At 38.6% G+C, this 16788-nt stretch carries 10 protein-coding genes and 1 pseudogene; 9 read left to right on the top strand and 2 right to left on the bottom strand.

The features are described 5' to 3' along the window. The first annotated feature begins 7 nt into the window (after window positions 1-7). From FB379_RS06540 to FB379_RS06525, 4 genes are all read left to right on the top strand, one after another. The gene (locus FB379_RS06540) at window positions 8-1300 is read left to right on the top strand and encodes a TIGR02679 family protein (protein ID WP_066249918.1); all 1293 of its coding nucleotides are present in this window, start codon (window positions 8-10) and stop codon (window positions 1298-1300) included. A 429-nt stretch (window positions 1301-1729) separates the two neighbouring features. After that, a complete protein-coding gene (gene hsdR / locus FB379_RS06535; protein ID WP_144597536.1) occupies window positions 1730-4975 on the top strand; it encodes a type I restriction-modification system endonuclease in 3246 nt (1081 codons plus the stop codon). Then, the gene (locus FB379_RS06530; protein ID WP_144597534.1) at window positions 4976-6457 is read left to right on the top strand and encodes a class I SAM-dependent DNA methyltransferase; all 1482 of its coding nucleotides are present in this window, start codon (window positions 4976-4978) and stop codon (window positions 6455-6457) included. Beyond that, window positions 6454-7896, top strand: a complete 1443-nt coding sequence (locus FB379_RS06525; RefSeq protein WP_144597532.1) for a restriction endonuclease subunit S — start codon at window positions 6454-6456, stop codon at window positions 7894-7896. Before FB379_RS06530 ends, FB379_RS06525 begins: the two co-directional genes overlap by 4 nt. A 322-nt stretch (window positions 7897-8218) precedes the next feature. On the opposite strand, the pseudogene FB379_RS18740 reads toward FB379_RS06525, so the two are convergent. Both FB379_RS18740 and FB379_RS06520 read right to left on the bottom strand, forming a co-directional pair. Beyond that, window positions 8219-8751 (bottom strand): annotated as a pseudogene (locus tag FB379_RS18740) (DDE-type integrase/transposase/recombinase); the annotation flags it as partial. Window positions 8752-9016: 265 nt separating this feature from the next. Continuing rightward, window positions 9017-9805: a helix-turn-helix domain-containing protein gene (locus FB379_RS06520; protein ID WP_066249929.1), complete on the bottom strand. Its 789-nt coding sequence runs from the start codon at window positions 9803-9805 to the stop codon at window positions 9017-9019. A 231-nt stretch (window positions 9806-10036) separates the two neighbouring features. Here FB379_RS06520 and FB379_RS06515 point away from each other — a divergent pair, with 231 nt between their 5' ends. Genes FB379_RS06515 through FB379_RS06495 form a run of 5 tightly spaced genes read left to right on the top strand, consistent with a single transcriptional unit; the run spans window position 10037 to window position 16746 of the window. Further along, the gene (locus FB379_RS06515; protein WP_066249932.1) at window positions 10037-11182 is read left to right on the top strand and encodes a mandelate racemase/muconate lactonizing enzyme family protein; all 1146 of its coding nucleotides are present in this window, start codon (window positions 10037-10039) and stop codon (window positions 11180-11182) included. Window positions 11183-11218: 36 nt separating this feature from the next. Continuing rightward, the gene (gene aldA / locus FB379_RS06510) at window positions 11219-12658 is read left to right on the top strand and encodes an aldehyde dehydrogenase (RefSeq protein ID WP_063386423.1); all 1440 of its coding nucleotides are present in this window, start codon (window positions 11219-11221) and stop codon (window positions 12656-12658) included. 25 nt (window positions 12659-12683) lie between these two features. Beyond that, entirely contained in the window at window positions 12684-14033 is a 1350-nt protein-coding gene (locus tag FB379_RS06505; RefSeq protein ID WP_063386422.1) for a lyase family protein, read from the top strand. Next, window positions 14017-15528 (top strand): aldehyde dehydrogenase family protein, encoded by a 1512-nt coding sequence (locus FB379_RS06500; protein ID WP_063386421.1) that lies wholly within the window; start codon window positions 14017-14019, stop codon window positions 15526-15528. Before FB379_RS06505 ends, FB379_RS06500 begins: the two co-directional genes overlap by 17 nt. A gap of 60 nt (window positions 15529-15588) precedes the next feature. Continuing rightward, on the top strand, window positions 15589-16746 hold the full coding sequence (locus tag FB379_RS06495; RefSeq protein ID WP_063386420.1) for a Zn-dependent alcohol dehydrogenase: 1158 nt from the start codon (window positions 15589-15591) through the stop codon (window positions 16744-16746). Window positions 16747-16788: the final 42 nt, after the last annotated feature.

Below are 16788 nucleotides of genomic sequence, written 5' to 3'. Positions count from 1 at the left end.
ATGGTTCATGTTGGAACAAAAAGTAGCGGATGCTGTTGAGTTTTTTCGCGGTGAACCCGGCTTTCACCGCCTTTTTTTGCTGATGAAAAAGAAATATCAATCACTCGGGAGAATCGGCGGAACGGTCAAATTAGACGGTTTTTCCTTTGAAGAAAAAGAAGCGCTCGGGGCGTTTTTTGGGAAGGATTTTCATCAAGAATCTACTCCTTCGGTTTCATTAAAAATGTTTGCCGAACAATTAGAGAAAACGCGCTTTGCCGGTATACCGCTCGTTACGCTACTTGAGAATTATTTTGGTGAAGACATTACAACCAATCAAGAGAAGAGGGAAACAGATCGGAAGAAAAAAGAAGAATTTTTTCAAAACCTTATTCATCAATATCCCGAACAAGCAAGGCTTCTGTCTTTTATAGCTGAATCAGCTCCCCAAAACCGCTTTATTCATATCGCCTATTCGCAAGATCGGGAACATTTGGAGACTGTTTTAAAGAATGTGTGCACTGCGCTTCAGTATTTGCCGAAAAAAGGTGATTATGAACGTCTTTCAATTTTTTCACAAAAAGTGCTAAAAGATCCGCACGCATTTGACTTGCATACGTTTCAAGGAAAAGTATTTCTTCATGTACTTCAATTTTACTCTGATCAAGACTATGACTTATCATCAGTCGAGGAAGTCAATGAGCTCCTGCAATCATTTGGCATTTTACGGGAAGATATTTTAAACTTTGTGACATGTGCGGGAATTTTGACAGAAACGGAACAGGGAATTCATTCTGTGTTTGCTTCTGCTGTAAAAACGAATACAGTACTCAATGTGCCATTGCGGGAAATATTGAAGTTAAAACGTGCATATCCTGCTAAGGGGCAGACCGTATTTGTCGTTGAGAACTCAGGCGTATTTTCCGCTTTGTTGGATTTATTTCCTGACGCTTTCCCGCCGCTGATTTGCACAAATGGGCAATTTAAACTAGCGTCACTGATGTTAATAGACTTAATCATCCAAGAAGGTTGTCAAATATATTATTCTGGAGATTTTGATCCTGAAGGACTAAAAATGGCACAGCGATTAAAGGAGCGGAATCAGGAGCATATTCATTTATGGCATTTCCAATTAGAAGATTACTTAGCGTCATCTCCAGAAGTTTTGTTGTCGGATGACCGAGTAGCGAAACTAGAAACTGTTACGATCGAAGAATTGCAGCCGATCAAAGAGAAAATGCGGGAAATAAAAAAAGCTGGGTATCAAGAAGAAATCCTGAAGAAGCTTTATGAAGATATTTGTCGCCACATGTGGGATTAGGCTGGAAACATGATTTGCGAGTCTGTTCCCATTCGATTTGCTAACAATGCGCGAATGGGGACAGGTGCCAGCAAAAGCAAATGTACCAAAGGAAATAAAAACACTCAGTTGCCATTAAGTTGGACCGCCAAACTCTAATGGAGAAAAGATTTGAATGTACCAAAACAAGTTTAACCTAGATTTAGAAATGTTGCATCAACTTCTTCGAGGAAATTCAAAAAATTTGCGGTTAAAATAAACCAGATTTTACAAGCTCAAGCATCTAAAAGGATCGGATTTGAAATTGGCTAGTATTTTTAGACCCATTCATTTTTACACAATTATACGGACTTAGCTCTATTAAATAGATGTATGACTGGAAATGATATATATTGTAAAATTTATGATAAAATAGCACTATATACATGTTCTTATGGGTGAGGTGTGTATATGTCGCAAAATTTTCGCTTTTTAGAAGAAAAATGGGAAGTTCTCGCCCGTGTTGGGGAAACAGCAGAACGAAATGTCTATCAAAATCCAAATGTGGCGATAAGTGAGCTTAGAAAATTTGCTGAAACTATAACAAAATATATTTTAGCGTTAGAAGAAATAAAGGAAGAACGCAGAACTGATCAACAGGAGCGTCTGAGAATTCTTTTTTATGAGCAAATTCTGCCGAAGGAAATATATGACTTATTTACGGTCATTCGTTTGAAAGGGAATCAAGCGGTACATAATCCGAGCTATGGTGAAGTAAATGAAGCCAAAGCTTTATTGCATATGGCGTTTCGAATTGCGGTTTGGTTTATGGAAGTGTATGGCGATTGGTCATTTCAAGCTCCAGAATATATCGAACCGACACCGCAAACATCTATATCAGAAGATGAATTGAACCATGTAGTTAAGTCATACGAAGAAAAGCTTGCTCATTTGGAAACAGAGCTTGAGAAGATACGCAAAGAACAGCTATATATAAGCAATGAAGAGAAACAAAAACGACGTGAGTACTCACAACGCGCCGTTGCCAACTTTGAATTGACAGAGGCAGAAACCCGTATTCTTATTGATCAGCAATTACGAGATGCTGGCTGGGAGGCTGATTCAGAAAAGCTGCGTTTCTCAAAAGGAGTTCGTCCGGAAAAAGGAAAAAACATGGCGATTGCGGAGTGGCCTTTAAAACATGGTTACGCTGATTATGCTTTATTTATTGGCCCCGAGCTAGTAGGGATCATTGAAGCGAAACGTGCTAGTAAAGATATCCCATCTGACATTGAGCAAGCAAAAGAATATGCAAAACTTATTGTTCGGCATGGCCATGAAGTGATCCATGAACCATGGGGAGATTACTATGTTCCATTTTTGTTCGCAACCAATGGCCGCCCCTTTTTAAAACAGTTAGAACAAAAGTCAGGCATTTGGTTTTTAGATGCGCGGAAATCAACGAATCACCCGCGACCACTTCAAGGATGGTACACTCCTCAAGGACTGAAAAATCTATTAGAAAAAGATACGGAACGTTCGGAACAATTTTTGCGTGATGAAAAATTTGATTATCTTAAATTACGAGACTATCAAGTCAAAGCTATTCAAGCGGTCGAAAAAGCATTGGAAGAGAAAAAACGCAGCATTTTAATCGCCATGGCAACCGGAACAGGGAAAACAAGAATGGCGATTGGTCTCATTTATCGATTGATCAAAGCAAATCGTTTTAATCGTATATTATTCCTTGTCGACCGAAAAGCTCTTGGAGAACAAGCGGAAAGCGCTTTTAAAGAAAGTAAGCTGGAAAATTTCCATACGTTCACTGAAATTTATAGCTTACAATCGTTATACGATCAAAAACCAGATGATGAAACGAAAGTACATATCGCTACCGTACAAGGAATGTTAAAACGCATTTTCTACAACGAGAAAACAGAAGACATTCCATCGATTGATCAATATGATTGCATTATTGTCGATGAAGCCCATCGAGGCTATACACTAGATAAAGAGATGAATGACATAGAAATTGAAATAAGAGATCACAATGACTATGTAAGCAAATATCGAAAAGTACTTGATTACTTTGATGCCGTTCGCATCGGTTTAACAGCAACTCCTGCGCTGCATACTACAGAAATTTTTGGATCGCCGGTTTTCACTTATTCTTATCGTGAAGCAGTCGTCGATGGATATTTAGTCGACCATGAACCACCATATCAATTTGAAACGGTATTAAAAAAGGAAGGAATCACTTGGGCCAAAGGTGAAAAGGTCGACGTATATGATACGGTTTCCGGCACAATTTCACAAGAATACCTTGAAGATGAAGTGAATATTGAGGTTGCACATTTTAATACAAAAGTTATCACAGAAAGCTTTAATCGTGTTATTATACGAGAGTTGACGAATTATATTTCTCCTGACGATGAAGGCAAAACATTGATATTTGCAGCGACAGATGATCACGCAGACTTAGTCGTACGTCTTTTAAAAGAAGAATTTGAAAAAGTATACGGTGAAGTCGAAGACAATGCGATTATGAAAATTACAGGCTCCATTAAAGACCCATCAGGTGCGATTCGACGCTTTAAAAATGAAAAATATCCAACTATTGTTGTGACGGTGGATTTGCTAACGACAGGTGTCGATGTTCCAGCAATTACAAATCTCGTCTTCTTGCGCCGCGTTCGCTCTCGGATTCTTTATGAGCAAATGCTAGGCCGAGCAACGAGAAGATGTGAAGAAATCCGAAAAGATCACTTTAATATTTTCGATGCGGTTGGAATCTATGAGTCTTTAAAACCATATACAAGCATGAAGCCTGTTGTCACTCGACCAAATATTTCACTGACTCAATTAGTAGAAGAATTAGAAGGTTTAGAAAAAGAAGAACACCTTCAACATCAACAAGAACAAATTATAGCCAAAATCCAACGAAAAAAACGCCAATGGTCAGAGAAGCAGCACCAAGACTTTAAAGTATTATCTGGTGGAAAAACAGTTGATGAATTTATAGATTGGGTAAAAAACTTGAATCCTGCTGAATTAACTGGACAGTTAAAAGAGTATAAATCGATGTTCCGTTATATGGATGAAAATCGCTATCGGGAAAATAAACAATATATTTCCACGCATGAAGATGAACTTATTGGAGTTAAACGCGGATATGGAAATGCGGAAAAACCGGATGATTATTTACAATCATTTGGAGAGTTTATCCGAAACAATATGAACAAAATCCCTGCGCTAATGATTGTATGTCAACGTCCAACTGAATTAACGAGAGAAGAGTTAAAGAAATTGTTGCTTGAATTGGACCAAAAAGGTTTTTCCGAGAAAAAATTACAAGCAGCTTGGCGCGAGGCGAAAAATGAAGACATCGCAGCGGACATCATCGCCTTCATCCGCCAGCAAGCGTTAGGCGATCCGCTTATTAGTCATGAAGAACGAATTAAACACGCCATGAAGAAAATTTACCAAATGAAAGCATGGCCGCCTGTTCAAAAGAAATGGCTGGAACGTATTGAAAAGCAATTACTGCAAGAATCTGTTCTTCATCCGGACCCTGAAAAGGCTTTTGAATATGAACCTTTTAAGAGCCGTGGAGGCTTTAAACAATTAAATCAAATTTTCGATGGACAATTAGCACAAATTGTTCGCGAAATTAATTATAATTTGTATAACTATCACCAAAAGAAGGAGCAAGCGTAGATGAACAACAGAGAAATCGTCCAAAAACTATGGAATTTATGTAACGTTCTTCGTGATGACGGCATTACGTATCACCAATATGTGACAGAGCTAACATATTTGCTGTTCTTAAAAATGATGAAAGAAACCGGTCAAGAATATATGATTCCTGAAAAATATCGTTGGGATTCGTTAGTAGAAAAAGACGGGATCGCACTTAAAGAGCATTATCAACAGCTGTTGCTTGATTTAGGAAAAGAGGAAAATGAATTATTAAAACAAATTTATACAGATGCGACATCTAATATTAGAGAACCAAAGAACCTAGAAAAAATTATTCAATCGACCAATAACTTAGATTGGTACAATGCGAAGCAAGAAGGATTAGGGGATTTATACGAAGGGCTGTTAGAAAAAAACGCGAGCGAAGTGAAATCGGGAGCGGGGCAATATTTTACGCCTCGCGTCCTTATTGATGTTATTGTCGAACTTGTCAATCCTCAGCCGGGCGAACGCTGCCATGACCCTGCTGCGGGAACATTCGGCTTTATGATCGCGGCAGATCGCCATGTTCGTAAACAAACCGATGATTATTTTGACTTATCTCAAGAAGAAATCGAATTTCAAAAATACAAGGCATTCTCAGGAGTAGAGCTTGTCAGAGACACGCATCGTCTAGCGGTCATGAATGCGTTGCTTCATGATATTCATGGGGAAATCTTGTTAGGCGATACCCTCTCTTCACTAGGTGAAAGTTTGAAAAATTTTGATGTGATTTTAACGAATCCGCCTTTTGGAACAAAAAAAGGAGGCGAGCGGGCAACACGAACTGACTTCACCTTTACAACATCGAACAAACAGTTGAATTTCTTGCAGCATATTTACCGCGCTCTCAAGGCAAACGGCAAAGCCCGTGCCGCGGTTGTCCTTCCAGATAACGTCTTGTTTGAAGGCGGGGTAGGAGCCGACATTCGCCGCGACTTAATGGATAAGTGTGATTTACATACAATTTTACGCTTGCCAACTGGCATTTTCTATGCCCAAGGAGTGAAAACGAACGTTTTATTCTTCAACCGCGGGACAACAGATGTCGGCAACACGAAAGAAGTATGGGTGTACGATTTACGAACAAACATGCCTTCCTTCGGCAAACGGAATCCGCTAACGAAAGAACATTTTGAAGGATTTATCAAGGCTTATACGGCAGAAGATCGCAGCCAAGTCAAAGACGAGCGCTGGAATGTGTTCACACGTGAAGAAATTGCGAAAAAAGGCGACAGCTTGGATATTGGTTTAATTGCTGATGAATCCTTATCCGTCTACGAAAACCTGCCAGACCCAATCGAATCTGCAGAAGAAGCGGTGGAAAAATTAGAACTAGCGATTTCGTTACTAAACGAAGTCATTGCCGAGTTAAAAGCTGTCGAACAACCGAACACCTACCAAACAGATTCTAAAGAAATGCTAAAAGTCGCAGAAACATCTGAGGTGCTTGAAAAATGAGCAAAAAGAAACAAAAATCGATGGAAGAACTACTAGAAGAAGCATTAGTGCCGGAAGAAGAACAGCCTTATATAGTTCCAAAAAATTGGGTTTGGACTAGAACTGGTATTATACATGAAATAGTAACTGGGGCTACTCCATCTAAAAAAAATAATGAGTATTATGGTGGAAACTTTCCATTTGTTAAACCCGGAGATTTAGATCAGGAAGATTCGGTGATAGTAGCTTCTGAATATCTTACTGATAAAGGTAAAGAGGTAAGTAGAATAATTCCAAAACACTCAACATTAGTTTGTTGTATAGGTTCGATTGGAAAGACTGGATTTAATTTAGTAGAATGTACTACAAATCAACAAATAAATTCTCTAATTCCGAATAAAAAAGTAATTTATCCGAAATACACATACTATTTTTCATTAAGTTCTACTTATCAAAATTTATTATTGAAATCATCTTCATCTACAACCGTATCCATAATAAATAAAAGTAAAATGTCTAAACTTCCATTTGCGCTTCCGCCATTAAACGAACAAAAACGCATTGCTGAGAAGATCGAGAGGCTTTTTGCGAAAATTGATGAAGCAAAGCAGCTGATTGAGGAAGTGAAAGAGTCGTTTGAACTTCGACGAGCAGCGATTTTGGATAAGGCCATTAAGGGGGAACTAGTTAGCCATAGTCCTCTTGATGAATCAGCAGATAACTTATTAAAGTATATTGAAGAACAAAAACATCATTTAGTCAAACAAAAGAAAAGTAAGAAAGAAAAACCTTTGCCTAGTGTAGAACAAAATGAACTTCTTTATAAAATTCCTGAAAACTGGTGTTGGGTAAGACTTGGAGAGGTAATCGAGCTAATTTCCGGACGCGATGTTAGTGCAAAAGAATGTAACAATGAGGGTGTTGGTGTCCCATATATTATGGGGGCAAGTAATATTGTAGACGATAGTCTAATAATTGAAAGGTGGATCGAAAAGCCCTCAGTTGTTGGAAAAAAAGGCGATGTACTTTTATCAGTAAAGGGAACTGTTGGCAAAACAATAATTCAAGAAGTAGAAGAAGCTCATTTGAGTAGACAAATAATGGGATTAAGACCTATACAAGGTGTGCATAACGGTTACTTGAAGATTTTTATCCAGACATATGTGCAAGTATTAAAGGAAAAGTCTAAAGGGGTAATTCCTGGAATTTCTCGTAAAGATGTTCTCTTAGCTCCATTTCCACTACCACCATATAATGAGCAAAAACGCATTGCTGAGAAGGTAGATATTTTATTAAGTAAATTAGAAACTGAAAAAGAAATGGTTTTAGAAGTTGAACAAAAACTTAATTCATTAAAGCAATCTATCCTTAACAAAGCCTTCCGCGGCGAGCTTGGTACGAACGATCCAACCGACGAACATGCGATTGAGTTGTTAAAGGAAGTGTTAAAATATAAATAAATCATTTATGTATGAGCTCATTCAGTGATTATGGAGTAAACTCTTAGAAAAATTTCAGTAATTCCCCCGCTTCCAAAGTCGAAGAAATAAACTTCTTATGTGATTAACAAAGTAAACTGTCAATAATCAAAGATTGGAGTTTAAATAAGGTGTATTTGTGTAATGGATTTGTTTTACAATATTATCCATTATAATAACAATAGCATATTGTTAAGGCATCTCAGAGAGCAGTGAAATCTCGAGATGCCTTTTTGTTTTACAAATTATAATCATGATGATTGAGCGGATAGTTCGGTATTACTTTTGAAAATTAGTAAATTCTTCTGCTTGTATATTGAGAACCTAGGCCAGTATGGAGGATAAGCACTTTTTCCGGAGCTTGAGTGTTATACGCGTTTGCTGTAGCTTGAATCACCAGATCCGTTGTCATCGTCTGTGAAAAGGAATAGTCAATAACTTTTTAGAATGTAAATCCAGTACGGAAGCTAAATAACAACAATCATCTTTCACTGTATGGATATAAGTCATATCTGATACCTATTTTTCATTAATGGAATGTGTCGAAACATCATGTTCTAATAGATTTCCCCGTTCTTTCACTTTTTGATTACTTGAATATGGACGGAATTTTTTCGAAATAATAGAACGAATTTCAGCTTTTTTCATCAAACTCTGGATTCTTTTTTAACCTCACCCAATACCCCTTTTTTGAAGAGTGATATGAATTTTGGAGGCACCATAGAGTTGCTAGCTTACTGCATGAATTTCTATGATTTTGTCGGTTAATTCCTTGTTTTCTCGATTACGATTAGACTCAACATGTTGAAGCGATTGATAATGCGTACTTCTGGGTATTTCTGGCACCTAGATCTATACATTATTTAGACAAATCTTGATGTTCTTGAAGATAGATGGATTCATGTTGCGCAAAACGCAAAACGCATAATTGATGAGGTACCTAATTTGGGGCTGTCTAATAAGTCGATTTTCCGGCTTATAGACGCCCCTTTAATGTTTTATAAAAAGTTGATATATCAATGTTTATGATGTTTCGTTTTAATGGATTTTGATTTCTGGACAGCCCCATTTGCATGAGACCGTATGTTCAAGATAGTTTGAACTATATTCTATGTAATTTTCTAAAGTTTGAAGGACTCATTTTCATTTTTTTAGAAAAAATCCGACTGAAGTAAAAGCCATTACTATAACCACAACGACTTGCAATGTCATCGATTGTATAATCTGTCTCTAATAACAATGTTCTTGCTTTTCTAAGGCGTAATAACGTTAAGTATTCAATAGGCGGTATACCAATGCTTGCTTGAAAACGTCTTGTAAATTGAACAGAGCTTAAACCGAAATTTGCGGCAATGTTTTGTATTGTGATATTTGTAAAAGCTTGTTCATGCATTTGCTGGATTGCTTTCGCTATAACGGGATCTTTAATTTTAGGCTGATTCTCAATCGTTAAAAGCTGATTCTCCATATTGTATAGTTGTAGGAGATCATAAATTAAATGTGCTTTCCATCTGTTGCTTAGTTCCGTCTCATTGAATGCCATCGAACGAAGATGTGTATAAGTTGAAGAAAGACGATCGGTATCAAGTATTTTTATTTTTCCAATAGGCAAATGATAATGTTCGATGTTTTTAAAGGAAAAGCGAAGAAAATGAAACTTTAATGGAGTAATTGCTTTTCTTTTTAGTGGAATATTTGGTGGACAAAAAATGATATCCCCGAATTGTGCCTCTCCTTTTTGATCCATCACTTGATATTCAAAAATCCCTTCCTCTATACAAAAGATATTCCAATGAGGATACGTATCCTCCGATAGTTGAAATTGAATAATCGGATTCCAATAAGAGTGTTGATGTATTTTCATTTCTGTGATTGTTGATACGTCAGACATAGGCATCCTCCCGAATTTTGAAAAAAAGTATATATTTTTGATAAATGTGTGCATGTAAAAAAATCTATTCACCTTGTAGTATAAGTATAAAGAATAAAGAAAATTAAATTTACTTTATTATAATCCTACCTGAAAGCGTTTTTAAATATTTTTAGAAAGAATAGGTAAAAAAGTGAATGTTTAATCATTATCCCTGAATTTGAATGAGAATTAAGAAAGGGTTGGATAACGTTGAAAATTACATCTATTGAAATCAAGCAATATTTATTGCCGCTTGATCCGCCATTTAAAGCTGCGTGGGACCCTGAACCGAGAAAAAATTTTGCGACAACGATTGTTTATGTCCATACCGATGAAGGGATTACCGGAATTGGTTCAGGAGATTTGATGATTGGGTTTGAAGGACATGAACATTTGTTTATTGGCCAAGATCCATTTGCGATTGAGCGCCATGCGCAAATTATTGATAATATTGATTTTCACTACGGAAGATGTTGGCCTCTTGACTTAGCGCTTTGGGATTTGATGGGAAAGGCAACCGGACAGCCGGTGTATAAATTACTGGGTGGAAGATCAAATAAATTGCTTGCTTATGCTTCAACTGGAGAAATCGTAAGCCCTGAAGAACGTGCGGAAAGAGCGTTGTGTTTCGTTGAGCAAGGGTTTAGAGCCATGAAGATTCGTTTTCATCACAAAGATGTGCGTGATGACATTAAAGTGGTTGAAACAGTAAGAAAAGCTGTTGGAGATAAGCTTGACATTATGGTTGATGCAAATCAAGGATGGAAAATGCCTTGGGATGTAGAAAGAACGTGGGATTTAAAAATGGCTTATCAAGTTGCTAGAGAACTTGAACAGTTAAATGTTTTTTGGCTGGAAGAACCATTGCCGGCTTATCAGTTTGAATTAATGGCAAAACTACGAGAAATGGTAGGTATTCGCATTGCAGGCGGGGAAATGAATCGAAGATATCACGACTTTATGGAAATGAATAAACTACATGCTTTAGATGTTTATCAACCTGATGTAGCTCTTGCAGGCGGGATTACACAAGTAAAGAAAATTGCTGATCTTGTTCAAGGGCACGGTGCATGGTTTAGCCCGCATACGTGGACAAATGGAATTGGTCTTCTTGCGAATTTACATCTTGCCGCAGCGGTCAGTCATTGTCCGTATCTCGAGTTTCCTTATGATCCGCCTGCATGGACGCTCGAACGGCGTGACTATACCCAAAAAGAAAGACTCATGATCAATGCAGATGGATATTTGGTAGTGCCTGAAAAACCAGGATTGGGGATTGAATTAGATGAAGAGTCTTTAAAACGATATGAAATTCACCATGTGTATGTAGGAGAAAACAAAAAAGTATACATTTAATTTTTGAACCATTTTAAAGATGAGGTGAATGTTCGCTTGAAACAGTATAAAGCATATATCAATGGTCAATTCAGAAATAGCTCCAATCATACATGGATTGACGTTTTTTATCCAGCAACAGGGAAATTGGTTGGTCAAGTGCCTGCTTGTTCAAAAGAAGATACAGAAGAAGCTATCGAGAGTGCAAATAAAGCCTACAGGCAGTGGAGAACGATTCCTTCTTATCAAAGGGCAGAGTACTTACTGAATTTTCTTACGTTAATGAAAAACGAAGAACATCTTCATGATATTGCACAAGCGATTACGTTAGAAATGGGAAAGCCGTTATCTCAAGCTAAGTCTGAAGTATATTATGCAGCGGAATTAGGAGAGTATCAAACACAGTGGGCACGCAGAATTGAAGGAGAAATTGTTGATAGCGACAATTCAAATGAAAAAATTTTAACATATCGTGAGCCGCTCGGTGTAGTCGTAGCGATTGTGCCATGGAATTTCCCGATTTACGTACTCATTCGTAAAATTGTACCGGCACTGGTATGTGGAAATACAGTCGTAATCAAACCAAGCGTTAAATCTCCTATGTCAGCCTTAGAATTGGCGAAATGTATCGATCAATCTGGATTGCCAAAAGGGGTCATCAATATTGTTACTGGTTTGGATGAAGTCGTTGGAGAAACATTAACTTCTTCGAATCAAATTAACATGGTGACATTTACCGGAAGTACAAAAGTAGGAAAAAGAATTATGGAAAAATGCGCTCGAAATATGGTGAGAGTATCCTTGGAACTCGGGGGAAAAGCTCCTGCTATCGTAATGGAAGATGCCGATCTTGATTTAGCTGTTGAAGCGATCAAAGGTGGAAGGCTTTCGAACTCCGGACAGGTGTGCAATAACACGGAGAGAGTTTATGTACATCACAGCATTAAAGAAGAATTTACGAAGAGGTTGTTAAAAAGATTTCAGGAAGTGAGTATAGGAGACGGTTTAAAAAATCCTGATGTGGAGATGGGCTGCTTAATCAGTCCTCAAGATGTGCAACGAGTTCATTCGATGGTACAAGAAGCCGTGCAGGAAGGAGCAGAAGTTTTATGCGGGGGAGAGCCATTAAAAGAATTAGGAGAAAGTTTTTATCCCCCAACATTATTAGATCACTGTACCCAATCGATGAAAATTGTTCATGAGGAAATTTTTGGACCAGTACTTCCGATTATCACGTTCGACACGCTGGAAGAAGTGATCGAAATGGCGAATGATTCAAAATATGGACTTACATCGAATGTATATACAAACAATTACAAATACGTGATGGAATTGACAACGAAGCTTGAGTGCGGCGAAGTTTACGTAAATCGCCAGCAAGGAGAAGCTTATCAAGGATTTCATGCGGGTTGGAAGCAATCAGGGATTGGCGGAGATGACGGAAAACATGGTTTTGAAGAGTTTATGCAGTTGAAAACAGTGTATTTGAAATATTAAGTTTTCCCGACTGGAGCGAGAGAAATTGAAAACAGGAAGGATCGAAGAAGACTTTATCGGCAAAATGGAAATTCCTATCGATGCTCTCTACGGTATTTATACAGCACGAACGGTACGGAACCTTTCATTTTCCGAAAAAAAACTATTTCAATATCCTCGGTATATTCATGCGCTGGCTTATGTGAAAAAGGCAGCAGCATTGGCCAATTTCGAGGCTGGTTTATTACCTATTCAAATAAAAGAAGCAATTGTATGGGCATGTGATGAAATTTTAGATAATCGTTATCATGAATCGTTTGTTATTGATGTGCTTCATGGCGGCGGAGGCATCGGCACAAACATGAATATAAATGAGGTAATCGCCAATCTCGCCAATGAAAAACTAGGTGGAGAGAGAGGAACGTACCATCCTGTTCATCAAAATGAGCATGTCAATCTCTCTCAATCTACTTCCGATGTATGTCATACCGCCAATAGAATTGCCGTTATATTAAGTTTCCAATCTTTGAGACTACAACTAGAAATGTGTATTCAAGTGATGAATGAATTGTCAGAAAAGTTTGATCATGTCGAAACGATGTCAAGAACATGCTTACAAGATGCTATGAAAGTGAGGATTGGGGAGTCGTTTCGCAGCTATGCAGCTATGCTTGAGCGGCGACTTCATTTGCTTAGCGTTTCGGTTGATTACCTCCACCAAATTAATTTAGGCGGAACGGTAATTGGCTCAGGAGTTGGGGCTCCTCAGCATTATAGGGAGGTTGTCGTTCAAAAGCTTTGTGAAGTGTCAAACCTTCCTCTGCGGCATCGAGAAAATTTATTTGATGCTGCTCAACATATTGATGATCTCGCAGCTGTTTCGAAAGAATTACACTTACTCGCATCGTGTTTGATAAAGCTAGCCAAAGATTTGCGCCTTCGTTCATCAGGACCTGAGGGGGGATTTGGAGAAATTGTTTTACCGGCTGTGCAAGCGGGCTCCTCCTTTTTCCCGGGAAAGATTAATCCTATTGTCCCTGAAACATTAATTCAGTGTTGTTTTCAAGTACTCGGTTGTGACCGTGTGGTGCAAGCGACTTTAGAACACGGTGAACTAGATTTAAATGTTTTTGAAGGTATAGCATGTATCAATATTTTAGATGCAATGAAGATGCTTGAACGTGCCCTTGCTTCTTTTATCGAAAATTGCTTGTTAGGGATTGAAGTAAATGAGCAAAGATGTAAGCAGTTAGCAAATAGTCTTATTCCTGCTATTGTCGAGCTTAAAGAGAAATTTGGCTATTCAACAGTTTCTAGATGGCTGAAAGAAAAAAGCAGGGAAGAATTGATAAAACTTTTGCAATGTGGAGGGAATGACGATGACAAAAATATTTGAAGGGATAGAACAGCCAAAGCTGGATTGGGCAAAAGAATGGCTCAAAGAAACAAAAAAATTATATATCAACGGCGAGTGGGTCAATAGCGCAAAAGGTGAGGTTATTGAATCTATCAATCCTGCAAACGGAGAAGTTCTTGGAAAGTTCCAAAGCGCTGAAAAAAAAGATGTCGATAAGGCAGTTGCAGCGGCCCGTCATGCGTTTGACCATGGACCATGGCAGGAGCTTTCGCGTAAAGAGCGGGCGAAAATACTGCGGCAAATTAGTTCTTTAATCAAAGAGCATCAAGCAGAGCTTGCGACATTAGAAGCGTTGGATAATGGAAAACTGTATACCGAGGCCTATAAAGATGATGTGCAGGAGGCATCGGATATTTTCGAATATTATGCCGGCTGGACTGACAAATATTACGGGGAAAACAACCCTGTTGAAGGAAACTTTTTAAGCTTTACGACGCGTGATCCTGTCGGAGTATGCGGGCAAATTGTGCCATTTAACTTTCCGATAGATATGGCTGCTTGGAAGCTTGCACCTGCACTAGCAATGGGAAATACGGTTGTGTTAAAGCCTTCAAGCCAAACTTCATTTTCTGCGGTTCGCTTGTTTGAACTTATTGATGAAGCAGAGCTTTTACCAAAAGGTGTTATCAATTTAATTTTGGGAAAAGGTTCAATTGGTTCGTATATTAGCCGTCACATGGATGTGGATAAAGTATCGTTTACAGGGAGTACAGTAGTTGGGAAACAACTTGTTCATGATTCAGCCGATTCAAATTTAAAACTCGTGACACTTGAACTCGGCGGTAAATCACCGAACATCATTTTCAGTGATGCTCCTGATTTGGATGGAGCGATCGAACGTTCATTTTATGCGTTGTTTACGCATAAAGGCGAAAAATGTTCTGCGCCGACGCGCTTATTAGTGGAACGAACAATTTATGAGCAAGTGGTCGAAAAAATTGCTGAGTATGCTAACAGCTATAAATGTGGCGATCCATTTGATCCTGAAAGTGACCAAGGGGCACAAATTTCAAAATCTCATATGGAATCCATTTTAAACTATATCGAGATCGGGAAAAAAGAAGGGGCGCGTCTTGTCGCCGGAGGTCAACGAGATGTATCAGGCGAAAATGGAAAGGGATACTTTGTTCGTCCAACAATCTTCGCTGATGTTAACAACAAAATGACAATTGCTCAAGAAGAAATATTTGGTCCTGTTCTTTGCATTATTCCTTTCGATACAGAAGAAGAAGCCATAGCTATTGCCAATGATACGATTTACGGATTGGCGGCAGGGCTTTGGACGAACGATGTGTCTCGAGCAAACCGTGTGGCACGAAAACTTCAAGCTGGAATGGTTTTTATTAATAAGTATGGCTGCTATGACTTTGCTAGTCCGTTTGGTGGATGGAAGCAAAGCGGCTGGGGAAAAGAATATGCGATTCACTCCCTTCAATCGTATACGAAAATGAAAGCGATTTGGATGGCTTACTAAGGAATCTTAAGCGGAACAGTGAGCAGTTCATTGGAAAATCTAAAGAATTGAGGGAACAAAATGAAAATGAAGGCTGCGGTGATGACCGAGGTAGGAAAACCACTGCAAATTCAAACGGTGGATTTAGCAAGTCCAAAAGCAAATGAGGTACTTGTCAAAATAGAAGCAACAGGTGTTTGTCATAGTGACTTGAATGCCTTGTATGATGACACAACCCCAACTCCTGCTATTCTCGGACACGAAGGAGCAGGTGTCGTAGTAGAAGTAGGGACAAATGTAAAGAACGTTCAAGCAGGGGATAAGGTGGCATTAAGTTGGATGCCTTATTGCGGTACGTGCGAGTTTTGTGTGACAGGTGCTGTCCATTTATGTGAATCAGCATTTGGACCGATGTTTAACGGAACGCTGCTGGATGGAACGTCTCGTTTGAGTAAAGATGGAAATCCTATTTACCATTACTCCTTATTATCGACTTTTGCAGAATATGCTGTCGTTCCTGAAATGTCATGCATCAAGCTTCCAGAAAAAATGCCATTTGCCCAAGCTTCTTTAATTGGCTGCGGGGTTGCGACTGGGTATGGAGCTGCGGTTAATGCGGCAAAAGTTACACCTGGTTCTACAGTAGCAGTATTTGGCATAGGTGGGGTTGGTATCAACGCTATACAAGGCGCTCGCATCGCTGGAGCATCGAAAATTATCGCGTGCGACGTAAAAGATGCTAACTTAGAAATTGCGAAAAAGTTTGGTGCCACACATACGGTAAATGTAGGCAAAGAAAATGGGGAAGAAGCATTAAAATCGTTAACCAATGGTTATGGCGTTCATTATGCCATTGATTGTTCAGGACATACATCGGCAACTGAAACAGCATGGAAAGGAACAAGAAAAGGCGGAACGATTGTTGTCGTCGGTGCATTTAATCCAGCGATGACTTTGAATCTGCCGGCCGGAGGATTTCATAGAGCAGGGAAAATATTGAAAGGAAGCTTTTATGGAGATATTCAGCCGTATCGAGATTTTTTAAGAATCTCCGAATTATATCTCGATGGAAAATTTATGTTGGATGAACTCATATTAAAACGAATGACACTCGATCGTATCAATGAGGCACTCGAAAGTTTTCACGATTGTAATTGTATAAATGTAGGACGTTCAGTTATTGAATTTACTTCCACGCCTATACAGTGTGAAGAAACTTCGTTTGAAAGAATTCCATAATAAACTTGGCCGCTCTTGTGGAGTGGCCAAGTTTCAAATAAA

Source organism: Aeribacillus composti (assembly GCF_007827555.1).
GTDB lineage: Bacteria > Bacillota > Bacilli > Bacillales > Aeribacillaceae > Aeribacillus > Aeribacillus composti.
This window is presented reverse-complemented; position numbering and strand designations above follow the sequence as displayed.

Bases quoted from the DNA above. Each gene is read 5' to 3' on its own strand.
- FB379_RS06525 (WP_144597532.1), top strand. From the start codon at position 6,454: ATGAGCAAAAAGAAACAAAAATCGATGGAAGAACTACTAGAAGAAGCA.
- FB379_RS06500 (WP_063386421.1), top strand. From the start codon at position 14,017: ATGACAAAAATATTTGAAGGGATAGAACAGCCAAAGCTGGATTGGGCA.
- FB379_RS06495 (WP_063386420.1), top strand. From the start codon at position 15,589: ATGAAAATGAAGGCTGCGGTGATGACCGAGGTAGGAAAACCACTGCAA.
- FB379_RS06530 (WP_144597534.1), top strand. From the start codon at position 4,976: ATGAACAACAGAGAAATCGTCCAAAAACTATGGAATTTATGTAACGTT.
- FB379_RS06540 (WP_066249918.1), top strand. From the start codon at position 8: ATGTTGGAACAAAAAGTAGCGGATGCTGTTGAGTTTTTTCGCGGTGAA.
- hsdR (WP_144597536.1), top strand. From the start codon at position 1,730: ATGTCGCAAAATTTTCGCTTTTTAGAAGAAAAATGGGAAGTTCTCGCC.
- FB379_RS06520 (WP_066249929.1), bottom strand. From the start codon at position 9,805: ATGTCTGACGTATCAACAATCACAGAAATGAAAATACATCAACACTCT.